The 12,906-nt window shown below is 61.0% G+C and carries 11 protein-coding genes; 6 read left to right on the plus strand and 5 right to left on the minus strand.

The window, feature by feature from the left end:
- Positions 1–75: 75 nt before the first annotated feature.
- Entirely contained in the window at positions 76–1,113 is a 1,038-nt protein-coding gene (mgrA, locus tag BK667_RS32890) for an L-glyceraldehyde 3-phosphate reductase (protein WP_123515872.1), read from the plus strand.
- A 115-nt stretch (positions 1,114–1,228) separates the two neighbouring features.
- On the opposite strand, the gene tauD (BK667_RS32885) is transcribed toward mgrA, so the two are convergent.
- The 5 genes from tauD (BK667_RS32885) to gshA (BK667_RS32865) all read right to left on the minus strand — a co-directional run bounded on the left by tauD (BK667_RS32885) (position 1,229) and on the right by gshA (BK667_RS32865) (position 6,801).
- A complete protein-coding gene (gene tauD, locus BK667_RS32885; protein ID WP_123600084.1) occupies positions 1,229–2,071 on the minus strand; it encodes a taurine dioxygenase in 843 nt (280 codons plus the stop codon).
- 137 nt (positions 2,072–2,208) lie between these two features.
- Positions 2,209–3,042, minus strand: a complete 834-nt coding sequence (gene tauC / locus BK667_RS32880; RefSeq protein ID WP_123515868.1) for a taurine ABC transporter permease TauC — start codon at positions 3,040–3,042, stop codon at positions 2,209–2,211.
- The gene (tauB, locus tag BK667_RS32875; RefSeq protein WP_123600085.1) at positions 3,039–3,833 is read right to left on the minus strand and encodes a taurine ABC transporter ATP-binding subunit; all 795 of its coding nucleotides are present in this window, start codon (positions 3,831–3,833) and stop codon (positions 3,039–3,041) included. The genes tauC (BK667_RS32880) and tauB (BK667_RS32875) overlap by 4 nt, the downstream gene beginning before the upstream one ends.
- A 15-nt stretch (positions 3,834–3,848) precedes the next feature.
- Positions 3,849–4,826 carry a taurine ABC transporter substrate-binding protein gene (gene tauA / locus BK667_RS32870; protein WP_123515864.1) on the minus strand — a complete coding sequence of 326 codons (978 nt, stop codon included), beginning with the start codon at positions 4,824–4,826 and terminating at the stop codon, positions 3,849–3,851.
- A 391-nt stretch (positions 4,827–5,217) separates the two neighbouring features.
- The gene (gene gshA, locus BK667_RS32865; RefSeq protein ID WP_123600086.1) at positions 5,218–6,801 is read right to left on the minus strand and encodes a glutamate--cysteine ligase; all 1,584 of its coding nucleotides are present in this window, start codon (positions 6,799–6,801) and stop codon (positions 5,218–5,220) included.
- Between the two features lie 432 nt (positions 6,802–7,233).
- Between gshA (BK667_RS32865) and gshA (BK667_RS32860) the strand changes: the two genes are divergently transcribed.
- The 5 genes from gshA (BK667_RS32860) (at position 7,234) to tauD (BK667_RS32840) (ending at position 12,806) form a co-directional block, all read left to right on the plus strand.
- Positions 7,234–8,817 carry a glutamate--cysteine ligase gene (gene gshA, locus BK667_RS32860; protein ID WP_123600086.1) on the plus strand — a complete coding sequence of 528 codons (1,584 nt, stop codon included), beginning with the start codon at positions 7,234–7,236 and terminating at the stop codon, positions 8,815–8,817.
- A gap of 391 nt (positions 8,818–9,208) precedes the next feature.
- Positions 9,209–10,186, plus strand: a complete 978-nt coding sequence (gene tauA, locus BK667_RS32855) for a taurine ABC transporter substrate-binding protein (protein ID WP_123515864.1) — start codon at positions 9,209–9,211, stop codon at positions 10,184–10,186.
- Between the two features lie 15 nt (positions 10,187–10,201).
- Positions 10,202–10,996, plus strand: a complete 795-nt coding sequence (gene tauB / locus BK667_RS32850) for a taurine ABC transporter ATP-binding subunit (protein WP_123600085.1) — start codon at positions 10,202–10,204, stop codon at positions 10,994–10,996.
- Positions 10,993–11,826 carry a taurine ABC transporter permease TauC gene (gene tauC / locus BK667_RS32845; RefSeq protein ID WP_123515868.1) on the plus strand — a complete coding sequence of 278 codons (834 nt, stop codon included), beginning with the start codon at positions 10,993–10,995 and terminating at the stop codon, positions 11,824–11,826. The genes tauB (BK667_RS32850) and tauC (BK667_RS32845) overlap by 4 nt, the downstream gene beginning before the upstream one ends.
- Before the next feature lie 137 nt (positions 11,827–11,963).
- A complete protein-coding gene (gene tauD / locus BK667_RS32840) occupies positions 11,964–12,806 on the plus strand; it encodes a taurine dioxygenase (RefSeq protein WP_123600084.1) in 843 nt (280 codons plus the stop codon).
- Positions 12,807–12,906 lie beyond the last annotated feature (100 nt).

A 12,906-nucleotide genomic window follows, 5' to 3' on the forward strand; every position in this document is an offset into this window, starting at 1 on the left:
GGCGATTTCAAGTCCGCCATCGCGAGCAAGCTTTGCTCCCACCGATTTCAGACAAAACAGACAAGAGAGGATTCGATGACATACACCGCTGCCGAAAACCGCTATGACTCTATTCCGTACCGCCGTGTAGGCCGCAGCGGGCTGGTGCTGCCGGCATTGTCCCTGGGGTTGTGGCACAACTTCGGCGACAGCACGCCGATCGACACCCAGCGCTCGTTGCTGCGCACGGCGTTCGATCTGGGCATCAACCACTTCGACCTGGCCAACAACTACGGCCCGCCGTACGGCAGCGCCGAAATCAACTTCGGTCGCCTGCTGCGTGAAGACTTCAAGCAGTACCGCGACGAGCTGATCATCTCCAGCAAGGCCGGTTGGGACATGTGGCCGGGCCCTTACGGCCAGGGCGGCGGTTCGCGTAAATACGTGCTGGCCAGCCTCGACCAGAGCCTGCAACGCCTGGGCCTTGACTACGTGGACATCTTCTACTCCCACCGCTTCGACCCGGACACCCCGCTGGAAGAAACCGCCAGCGCCTTGGCCACCGCTGTGCAACAAGGCAAGGCGTTGTACATCGGCATCTCGTCCTACTCCGGGGTGAAAACCCGCGAAATGGCCGCGCTGCTGCAAGAGTGGAAGGTGCCGCTGTTGATCCACCAACCGGCCTACAACCTGCTCAATCGCTGGGTGGAAAAGGATCTGCTGGATGTCACCGACGAACTCGGCACCGGCGTGATTGCCTTCACACCGTTGGCCCAGGGCCTGTTGACCGACAAGTACCTCAACGGCATTCCGAAGGACGCGCGGGTCAATCGTCCGGGTGGTGGTTCGTTGCAGGAATCGCACCTGTCCGAAGCCAACATCGCCCATGTGCGCGGGCTCAATGAGATTGCCAAGCGTCGTGGCCAGAGCCTCGCGCAACTCGCTTTGGCCTGGACCCTGCGCGACCCGCGCGTGACCTCGGCCCTGATCGGCGCGAGCCGGCCGGAGCAGATCATCGAGAACGTCGGGGCGTTGAAGAACCTGAGCTTTAGCGCGGAAGAACTGGCGGAGATTGACCGGTTTGCCCAGGAAGGCGGGATCAATTTGTGGGAGAAGCCTTCCACCGCTGAATGACTGAGCACTGATCGTTCCCACGCTCCGCGTGGGAATGCCTCCCGTGACGCTCTGCGTCACAGTGGACGCGGAGCGTCCATGGCTGCATTACCACGCAGAGCGTGGGAACGATCAGTTACCTGAAAAATGGCACATCCCCCAACACTGTCGCCCGCTGCATTACTCGCCGCGCCGGCCGATAGTCATCCACCGCGTAATGCTGGGTCACGCGGTTATCCCAGAACGCCACGTCGTCCTTCTGCCAGCGCCAGCGAATGGTGAATTCCGGCCGCGTTGCGTGGGCAAACAACAGCTTCAGAATCGCCTCGCTTTCCGTTTCCGACAGCTCATTGATCTTCGACGTGAACCCTTCATTGACGAACAACGAACGGCGCCCGCTCACCGGGTGCGTGCGGATCACCGGGTGCGACAGTGGTGGATTCTTGCGTCGTGCTTCTTCCCATTGGGCCAGCGCTTCAGGCGTGTTGCCGTAACGTTCCAGCGGGAATGAGCGGGTGAAATCGTGAGTCGCGGTCAGCCCTTCGAGCAGGCTTTTCATCGGCGCCGACAACGCCTCATATGCCGCAATCCCACTGGCCCACAACGTGTCGCCACCGAACTCCGGCAGCAACTTGGCGCTGAGTACCGCGCCCATGGCCGGGGTCGGCAGGAAGGTGACGTCGGTGTGCCAGATCGCGTTGTCGCGCACGTCGGTGACGGCGGTATCGAGGATCAGCACTTCCGGTTGTTCCGGCACGTTCGGGTAGATCGGGTGAATGTGCAGATCACCGAAATTCGCGGCGAAGCGTGCCTGTTGTTGCGGCGTGATCGGTTGGTCGCGGAAGAACAACACCTGGTGCTTGAGCAGCGCCTGCTCGATGGCATCGCGCTGTTGCGGGCTCAGCGGCTGGCTGATGTCGATGCCGCTGATCTGCGCACCGAGGGCTGAGCTGAGGGGGACGATGGTCAGGGTGCTCATGATCTTTCTCTTCAGTCCTGGATGTCGACTGTGGGAGCGAGCCTGCTCGCGAAAGCGGTGTGTCAGTCATAACACTGCCGACTGACACTCTGCATTCGCGAGCAGGCTCGCTCCCACAAGTGCTCTTACACAAATAATCAGTGGGCCTGGCCGTGCCACGGCACCAGTTTGCGTTGCAGTGCACGCAAGCCCATTTCCATGGCGAAGGCGATCAGGGCGATCACCAGAATCCCCAGCACCACCACATCGGTGACCAGGAACTGCGCAGCCGACTGCACCATGAAGCCCAAACCGCTGGTGGCGGCGATCAATTCGGCGGCGACCAGCGTCGACCAACCCACACCCAAACCAATCCGCACGCCGGTCAAGATATCCGGCAGCGCACTCGGCAGAATCACATGCCGAATCAACTGCGCCCGCGTTGCGCCCAAGGACTGCGCGGCGCGCAACTTGGCCGGATCAACCGTGCGCACGCCGGTGGCGGTGGCGATGGCAATCGGGGCGAAGATCGCCAGGTAAATCAACAAGACTTTCGACAGCTCACCGATGCCGCACCAGATCACGATCAGTGGCAGGTAGGCCAGCGGTGGAATAGGGCGGTAGAACTCGATCAGCGGATCGAGAATCCCGCGAGCGATGCGGTTGTGTCCGATGGCAATCCCGACCGGCACGGCGGTCAACACCGCGAAACCCAGGCCAAGACCGATGCGTTTGAGGCTCGCGCCCAAGTGCTGCCACAAGGTCGAATCCATGTAGCCGGTGGTCGCCAGCAGCCAGCCCTTTTGCAGCACGGCGGACGGTGGCGGCAGGAACAGCGGTTCGATCATGCCGGTGGCGGTGACGGCCCACCAGATGAACACCAAAGCGAACAACGTCAGCACACTGATCCAACGAGTATTGAGACTGCGGCGCACCGGAATCACCGTCGAAGCGGATTTCACCGTCACGGCCGGAAGGTCATAGCTGCTCATGCGCGCTCCTGCCGCGTGGCGGCGCTGCGTTGGGAGAACACTTTGGCGAGCACGTGTTCGCGGGTTTCGATAAAGCGCGGGTCGGATTTGATTGCCCGTGCCGACTCGCCAGCGGCGTAACGCTGACCGAAGTCCAGGCTCAGACGCTCGACGATTTGCCCAGGATTCGGGGCCAACAGAATCAAGTCAGTGGCGAGGAACACCGCTTCTTCGATGTCGTGGGTGATCAGGAACACCGGTTTGGCGGTGCGCTGCCAGACTTGCAGCAACAGCTCCTGCATCTGTTCGCGGGTGAAGGCATCGAGGGCGCCGAAGGGTTCGTCCATCAGCAGCACACGCGGATCAGCGGCGAGGGCGCGGGCGAGGCCGACGCGTTGCTTCTGACCGCCCGAGAGCTGCCAGATGCGACGGTTTTCGAAGCCGGAAAGGTCCACCAGTGCGAGCATTTCCCGAGCACGGATCTCGCGTTTGTCTTTGGAAACACCGGCCAGTTCCAGACCGAAACCAACGTTGGCCAGCACGTCCTGCCAGGGCAGCAGCGCGTCGTCCTGAAACACCACGCCACGTTCGGCGCTCGGGCCTTTGACCGGCACGCCATCGAGGGTGATGCGCCCGGCGCTGGGCTCGACGAAACCGGCAATCAGGTTCAACAGCGAAGTCTTGCCACTGCCGGACGGGCCGAGGGCCACCAGCAATTGCTGGGGCCCCAGGCTCAAGGAAATATCCGTCAGTACCGGATCCGGACTGCCGGGGTACTGTGCGCTGATGCGCTCCAGCTGTAGCAAAGCCATCGCAGTTAACTCCGATCAGTTGGTGATGTATTTAGCGCTGACGTACGGGGCGTAATCCGGCAGCACGGCCTCGACCTTGCCTTGTTCTTTGAGGAAGGCAGCGGTGTCGGTGATGGCCTTGGTGGTCGGTGCGCCGAGGGTGATCACTTGATCAGCCGCCAGCGGGTAGACGTTGCCTTGCAGCAGCAATGGAATGTCGGCGGCTTTGGCCCCGGACAGCTTCACCAGTTTGTCGACGTTGCTTTGGTTGGCGAGCCAGGTTTTCGGGTCTTTGCGGTAATCGGCGTAGGCATCCAGGGTCACTTTGGCGAACGCGGTGACGATTTCCGGGTGCTTCTCGGCGAAGTCTTTACGCACGATCCAGGCATCGAAGGTCGGTGCGCCGAACTTGGCCAATTCGCCGGAGGTGATCAGCACCTTGCCGTTTTCCTTGGCTACACCAAGCGCTGGGTCCCAGACGTAGGTGGCGTCGATATCACCGCGTTTCCACGCGGCGACGATGGCCGGCGGGGCGAGGTTGAGGATGGTGACTTTCGACGGGTCAATGTTCCAGTGCTTGAGCGCGGCGAGCAGGCTGTAGTGACCGGTGGACACGAACGGCACGGCGATTTTCTTGCCGATCAGGTCTTGCGGGGTCTTGATCCCGGAACCGTCGCGAGCGACCAGTGCTTCAGCGGCGCCGATCTGGGTGGCGATCAGGAACGTTTCGACCGGGACTTTGCGGGTGATTGCAGCCGTCAGAGGGCTGGAACCGAGGTAGCCGATCTGCACGTCGCCGGACGCGATGGCGGCGATGATGTCGGCACCGTTGTCGAATTTGCGCCAGTCGATCTTGGCGTTGGTGGCTTTTTCGTACGCGCCGTCGGCCTGGGCGACTTTGGCCGGGTCCACGGTGGTCTGGTAGGCGACGGTCACGTCAGCCGCCTGGGCAAAGAAACTCGCCGCAGCCAAAGACGCGGCCGCCAGGAGGCGAAGAGGGAAATTCAGTTTCATTGGAGAAGCTCCTTGTCAGGCGACCGAGGATCGGCGTGAAAGGAGACTAAATGATATAAGAATCCGAAAATAAATAACTTTTTCGAATGAGCTTATGAGCGGAAAATTCTAAGCACTTCACCAGATCGTTCCCACGCTCTGCGTGGGAATGCAGCCCGTGACGCTCCGCGTCACTGGACGCGGAGCGTCCCTTGAGGCATTCCCACGCAGAGCGTGGGAACGATCAACGTCGGACCGCCCCAAAGGGGAGAGGGGGAAAGGGAGCCGATCTTCATGATGTTCAGAACTTGAGTTCGACCCGGTTTTTCAGGTCGATGTAGCTCCAAGAACAACTCGGTCAGCCCCCTCTACCCTCTGGGGAGAGGGTTGGGGTGAGGGGTGGGTCTAGAGGTTAGTTGCTAATTGCCAGAATGCTCGCCTGATACGACCCGACAAACACATCGAAATCGCCAACCTCGTTCTGCTCCAGCTCCGCTTGTTCCGCCAGCGACGAGCGCGCCCGCGCTTCAAACTTCGCCTGTTCCTCAACGCTCAACGGCTCACTGCGGAAGTACTCGGCATGCACCCGGCTCTGACGCAGGGAGAACTGAGCAAAGCTTTCCTTATGCTCGGCCATCGCCGCCAGCACCATGGCCGAAGGCGTCCGGGACGGATCCTTGACCTTCTCCAGTTGCACGTCCAGCGCCTTGCTATGCGCATCGCCGCCATGGCTTTGATCGAGCAGCGCGGCGAGCGGGGCAATCTTCTCCAGCAGCTCGGTGGCCCATTCCTTCATGTCCACCGATTCACCGTCACGCTGCAATTGCAGGCCCGGGCGGCGACCTTCCTTGACCACGCTGAGGAAGTTGGTGGTCGCGTTGTTGCAGGTGTTGGCGGCCAGCAACGGACTGTCGTTCAACGCGCAGTACAGCAGGAATGCGTCGAGGAACCGCGATTCCGTCAGGTCGATACCCATCGGCAGGAACGGGTTGATGTCCAGGCAGCGCACTTCCACGTACTGAATGCCACGGGCCACCAGCGCCTGGATCGGCCGTTCGCCGGTGTAGGTCACGCGTTTCGGGCGGATGTTGGAGTAGTACTCATTTTCGATCTGCAGGATGTTGGTGTTGAGCTGAACCCACTCACCGTCCTTGTGCGTGCCGACTTCAACGTACGGCGCGTAAGGCGTGGCCACCGCTTTGCGCAGGCTGTCGGTGTAGCTCGACAGATCGTTGTAGCAAGGGGTCAGGCCGGCCTGGGCGTTGCTCTGGTAACCCAGGTCACTCATGCGCAGGCTGGTGGCGTACGGCAGGTACAAGGTGTCCGGATCAAGCTGTTCCAACTGGTGCGAACGACCGCGCAGAAAGCCCGCGTCCAGCGCAGGAGACGCGCCGAACAGGTACATCAGCAGCCAGCTATAGCGACGGAAGTTGCGGATCAGCGCGATATAGGCCGACGACTGATAATCGCGGTCGGTGCCGACAAAGCCTTCAGCCTCTTTAAGCAGCGGCCAGAGCTTTTCCGGCAGGGAAAAGTTGTAGTGAATCCCGGCGATGCACTGCATGGTCTTGCCGTAACGCAGGGCCAGGCCCTTGCGGTAGACGTACTTGAGCTGACCGATGTTGGACGTGCCGTAATAGGCAATCGGGATGTCTTCCTCGGCCGGCAACGGACACGGCATCGATGGACTCCACAGAAACTCGTTGCCGAGCTTGCTGTAGGCAAAACGGTGAATGCTGTCCAGGCTCGCCAGGGTATCTGCCGGGTCGGGCAGGGCGGGCGTGATGAATTCCAACAGCGATTCGGAATAATCGGTGGTGATCTGTTCGTTGGTCAGCGCGGAACCCAATTCTTCCGGGTGCGGCGTTTGCGCCAGGCGACCTTCATCGGTCACGCGCAGGCATTCACGTTCGATGCCGTGAAGGCACTGTTCGAGCAGAGAGAGGTTAGCGCGCTCGCCGAGCAGAGCCAGGCGGCGGTTGAGAAGTTCGCTCAAGTTGGATTCCTTCACGCGTCAGTCGCCCCAATATGGGGGTGGGCAAGACGGTCTACAAGGGTGAAGTTAAAACTGGCGTTTTCGCCTGGTTTTCGGACCGCACTGGACGGGTGACAGCCAGCCAGTGAGTGCTAGCCGCAAACCCCCTGTGGGAGCGAGCCTGCTCGCGAAGACGGTTTGTCAGCTAACATTTAAGTCAGCTGACAAACCGTCTTNNAAGACGGTTTGTCAGCTGACTTAAATGTTAGCTGACAAACCGTCTTCGCGAGCAGGCTCGCTCCCACAGGGGGTTTGCGGCTAGCACTCACTGGCTGGCTGTCACCCGTCCAGTGCGGTCCGAAAACCAGGCGAAAACGCCAGTTTTAACTTCACCCTTGTAGACCGTCTTGCCCACCCCCATATTGGGGCGACTGACGCGTGAAGGAATCCAACTTGAGCGAACTTCTCAACCGCCGCCTGGCTCTGCTCGGCGAGCGCGCTAACCTCTCTCTGCTCGAACAGTGCCTTCACGGCATCGAACGTGAATGCCTGCGCGTGACCGATGAAGGTCGCCTGGCGCAAACGCCGCACCCGGAAGAATTGGGTTCCGCGCTGACCAACGAACAGATCACCACCGATTATTCCGAATCGCTGTTGGAATTCATCACGCCCGCCCTGCCCGACCCGGCAGATACCCTGGCGAGCCTGGACAGCATTCACCGTTTTGCCTACAGCAAGCTCGGCAACGAGTTTCTGTGGAGTCCATCGATGCCGTGTCCGTTGCCGGCCGAGGAAGACATCCCGATTGCCTATTACGGCACGTCCAACATCGGTCAGCTCAAGTACGTCTACCGCAAGGGCCTGGCCCTGCGTTACGGCAAGACCATGCAGTGCATCGCCGGGATTCACTACAACTTTTCCCTGCCGGAAAAGCTCTGGCCGCTGCTTAAAGAGGCTGAAGGCTTTGTCGGCACCGACCGCGATTATCAGTCGTCGGCCTATATCGCGCTGATCCGCAACTTCCGTCGCTATAGCTGGCTGCTGATGTACCTGTTCGGCGCGTCTCCTGCGCTGGACGCGGGCTTTCTGCGCGGTCGTTCGCACCAGTTGGAACAGCTTGATCCGGACACCTTGTACCTGCCGTACGCCACCAGCCTGCGCATGAGTGACCTGGGTTACCAGAGCAACGCCCAGGCCGGCCTGACCCCTTGCTACAACGATCTGTCGAGCTACACCGACAGCCTGCGCAAAGCGGTGGCCACGCCTTACGCGCCGTACGTTGAAGTCGGCACGCACAAGGACGGTGAGTGGGTTCAGCTCAACACCAACATCCTGCAGATCGAAAATGAGTACTACTCCAACATCCGCCCGAAACGCGTGACCTACACCGGCGAACGGCCGATCCAGGCGCTGGTGGCCCGTGGCATTCAGTACGTGGAAGTGCGCTGCCTGGACATCAACCCGTTCCTGCCGATGGGTATCGACCTGACGGAATCGCGGTTCCTCGACGCATTCCTGCTGTACTGCGCGTTGAACGACAGTCCGTTGCTGGCCGCCAACACCTGCAACAACGCGACCACCAACTTCCTCAGCGTGGTCAAGGAAGGTCGCCGCCCGGGCCTGCAATTGCAGCGTGACGGTGAATCGGTGGACATGAAGGAATGGGCCACCGAGCTGCTGGAGAAGATTGCCCCGCTCGCCGCGCTGCTCGATCAAAGCCATGGCGGCGATGCGCATAGCAAGGCGCTGGACGTGCAACTGGAGAAGGTCAAGGATCCGTCCCGGACGCCTTCGGCCATGGTGCTGGCGGCGATGGCCGAGCATAAGGAAAGCTTTGCTCAGTTCTCCCTGCGTCAGAGCCGGGTGCATGCCGAGTACTTCCGCAGTGAGCCGTTGAGCGTTGAGGAACAGGCGAAGTTTGAAGCGCGGGCGCGCTCGTCGCTGGCGGAACAAGCGGAGCTGGAGCAGAACGAGGTTGGCGATTTCGATGTGTTTGTCGGGTCGTATCAGGCGAGCATTCTGGCAATTAGCAACTAACCTCTAGACCCACCCCTCACCCCAACCCTCTCCCCAGAGGGTAGAGGGGGCTGACCGAGTTGTTCTTGGAGCTACATCGACCTGAAAAACCGGGTCGAACTCAAGTTCTGAACATCATGAAGATCGGCTCCCTTTCCCCCTCTCCCCTTTGGGGCGGTCCGACGTTGATCGTTCCCACGCTCTGCGTGGGAATGCCTCAAGGGACGCTCCGCGTCCAGTGACGCGGAGCGTCACGGGCTGCATTCCCACGCAGAGCGTGGGAACGATCTGGTGAAGTGCTTAGAATTTTCCGCTCATAAGCTCATTCGAAAAAGTTATTTATTTTCGGATTCTTATATCATTTAGTCTCCTTTCACGCCGATCCTCGGTCGCCTGACAAGGAGCTTCTCCAATGAAACTGAATTTCCCTCTTCGCCTCCTGGCGGCCGCGTCTTTGGCTGCGGCGAGTTTCTTTGCCCAGGCGGCTGACGTGACCGTCGCCTACCAGACCACCGTGGACCCGGCCAAAGTCGCCCAGGCCGACGGCGCGTACGAAAAAGCCACCAACGCCAAGATCGACTGGCGCAAATTCGACAACGGTGCCGACATCATCGCCGCCATCGCGTCCGGCGACGTGCAGATCGGCTACCTCGGTTCCAGCCCTCTGACGGCTGCAATCACCCGCAAAGTCCCGGTCGAAACGTTCCTGATCGCCACCCAGATCGGCGCCGCTGAAGCACTGGTCGCTCGCGACGGTTCCGGGATCAAGACCCCGCAAGACCTGATCGGCAAGAAAATCGCCGTGCCGTTCGTGTCCACCGGTCACTACAGCCTGCTCGCCGCGCTCAAGCACTGGAACATTGACCCGTCGAAAGTCACCATCCTCAACCTCGCCCCGCCGGCCATCGTCGCCGCGTGGAAACGCGGTGATATCGACGCCACCTACGTCTGGGACCCAGCGCTTGGTGTAGCCAAGGAAAACGGCAAGGTGCTGATCACCTCCGGCGAATTGGCCAAGTTCGGCGCACCGACCTTCGATGCCTGGATCGTGCGTAAAGACTTCGCCGAGAAGCACCCGGAAATCGTCACCGCGTTCGCCAAAGTGACCCTGGATGCCTACGCCGATTACCGCAAAGACCCGAAAACCTGGCTCGCCAACCAAAGCAACGTCGACAAACTGGTGAAGCTGTCCGGGGCCAAAGCCGCCGACATTCCATTGCTGCTGCAAGGCAACGTCTACCCGCTGGCGGCTGATCAAGTGATCACCCTCGGCGCACCGACCACCAAGGCCATCACCGACACCGCTGCCTTCCTCAAAGAACAAGGCAAGGTCGAGGCCGTGCTGCCGGATTACGCCCCGTACGTCAGCGCTAAATACATCACCAACTGATCGGAGTTAACTGCGATGGCTTTGCTACAGCTGGAGCGCATCAGCGCACAGTACCCCGGCAGTCCGGATCCGGTACTGACGGATATTTCCTTGAGCCTGGGGCCCCAGCAATTGCTGGTGGCCCTCGGCCCGTCCGGCAGTGGCAAGACTTCGCTGTTGAACCTGATTGCCGGTTTCGTCGAGCCCAGCGCCGGGCGCATCACCCTCGATGGCGTGCCGGTCAAAGGCCCGAGCGCCGAACGTGGCGTGGTGTTTCAGGACGACGCGCTGCTGCCCTGGCAGGACGTGCTGGCCAACGTTGGTTTCGGTCTGGAACTGGCCGGTGTTTCCAAAGACAAACGCGAGATCCGTGCTCGGGAAATGCTCGCACTGGTGGACCTTTCCGGCTTCGAAAACCGTCGCATCTGGCAGCTCTCGGGCGGTCAGAAGCAACGCGTCGGCCTCGCCCGCGCCCTCGCCGCTGATCCGCGTGTGCTGCTGATGGACGAACCCTTCGGCGCCCTCGATGCCTTCACCCGCGAACAGATGCAGGAGCTGTTGCTGCAAGTCTGGCAGCGCACCGCCAAACCGGTGTTCCTGATCACCCACGACATCGAAGAAGCGGTGTTCCTCGCCACTGACTTGATTCTGTTGGCCCCGAATCCTGGGCAAATCGTCGAGCGTCTGAGCCTGGACTTCGGTCAGCGTTACGCCGCTGGCGAGTCGGCACGGGCAATCAAATCCGACCCGCGCTTTATCGAAACCCGCGAACACGTGCTCGCCAAAGTGTTCTCCCAACGCAGCGCCGCCACGCGGCAGGAGCGCGCATGAGCAGCTATGACCTTCCGGCCGTGACGGTGAAATCCGCTTCGACGGTGATTCCGGTGCGCCGCAGTCTCAATACTCGTTGGATCAGTGTGCTGACGTTGTTCGCTTTGGTGTTCATCTGGTGGGCCGTCACCGCCACCGGCATGATCGAACCGCTGTTCCTGCCGCCACCGTCCGCCGTGCTGCAAAAGGGCTGGCTGCTGGCGACCACCGGCTACATGGATTCGACCTTGTGGCAGCACTTGGGCGCGAGCCTCAAACGCATCGGTCTTGGCCTGGGTTTCGCGGTGTTGACCGCCGTGCCGGTCGGGATTGCCATCGGACACAACCGCATCGCTCGCGGGATTCTCGATCCGCTGATCGAGTTCTACCGCCCTATTCCACCGCTGGCCTACCTGCCACTGATCGTGATCTGGTGCGGCATCGGTGAGCTGTCGAAAGTCTTGTTGATTTACCTGGCGATCTTCGCCCCGATTGCCATCGCCACCGCCACCGGCGTGCGCACGGTTGATCCGGCCAAGTTGCGCGCCGCGCAGTCCTTGGGCGCAACGCGGGCGCAGTTGATTCGGCATGTGATTCTGCCGAGTGCGCTGCCGGATATCTTGACCGGCGTGCGGATTGGTTTGGGTGTGGGTTGGTCGACGCTGGTCGCCGCCGAATTGATCGCCGCCACCAGCGGTTTGGGCTTCATGGTGCAGTCGGCTGCGCAGTTCCTGGTCACCGATGTGGTGGTGCTGGGGATTCTGGTGATCGCCCTGATCGCCTTCGCCATGGAAATGGGCTTGCGTGCACTGCAACGCAAACTGGTGCCGTGGCACGGCCAGGCCCACTGATTATTTGTGTAAGAGCACTTGTGGGAGCGAGCCTGCTCGCGAATGCAGAGTGTCAGTCGGCAGTGTTATGACTGACACACCGCTTTCGCGAGCAGGCTCGCTCCCACAGTCGACATCCAGGACTGAAGAGAAAGATCATGAGCACCCTGACCATCGTCCCCCTCAGCTCAGCCCTCGGTGCGCAGATCAGCGGCATCGACATCAGCCAGCCGCTGAGCCCGCAACAGCGCGATGCCATCGAGCAGGCGCTGCTCAAGCACCAGGTGTTGTTCTTCCGCGACCAACCGATCACGCCGCAACAACAGGCACGCTTCGCCGCGAATTTCGGTGATCTGCACATTCACCCGATCTACCCGAACGTGCCGGAACAACCGGAAGTGCTGATCCTCGATACCGCCGTCACCGACGTGCGCGACAACGCGATCTGGCACACCGACGTCACCTTCCTGCCGACCCCGGCCATGGGCGCGGTACTCAGCGCCAAGTTGCTGCCGGAGTTCGGTGGCGACACGTTGTGGGCCAGTGGGATTGCGGCATATGAGGCGTTGTCGGCGCCGATGAAAAGCCTGCTCGAAGGGCTGACCGCGACTCACGATTTCACCCGCTCATTCCCGCTGGAACGTTACGGCAACACGCCTGAAGCGCTGGCCCAATGGGAAGAAGCACGACGCAAGAATCCACCACTGTCGCACCCGGTGATCCGCACGCACCCGGTGAGCGGGCGCCGTTCGTTGTTCGTCAATGAAGGGTTCACGTCGAAGATCAATGAGCTGTCGGAAACGGAAAGCGAGGCGATTCTGAAGCTGTTGTTTGCCCACGCAACGCGGCCGGAATTCACCATTCGCTGGCGCTGGCAGAAGGACGACGTGGCGTTCTGGGATAACCGCGTGACCCAGCATTACGCGGTGGATGACTATCGGCCGGCGCGGCGAGTAATGCAGCGGGCGACAGTGTTGGGGGATGTGCCATTTTTCAGGTAACTGATCGTTCCCACGCTCTGCGTGGTAATGCAGCCATGGACGCTCCGCGTCCACTGTGACGCAGAGCGTCACGGGAGGCATTCCCACGCGGAGCGTGGGA

Source organism: Pseudomonas frederiksbergensis, from assembly GCF_003732705.1.
GTDB lineage: Bacteria > Pseudomonadota > Gammaproteobacteria > Pseudomonadales > Pseudomonadaceae > Aquipseudomonas > Aquipseudomonas frederiksbergensis_F.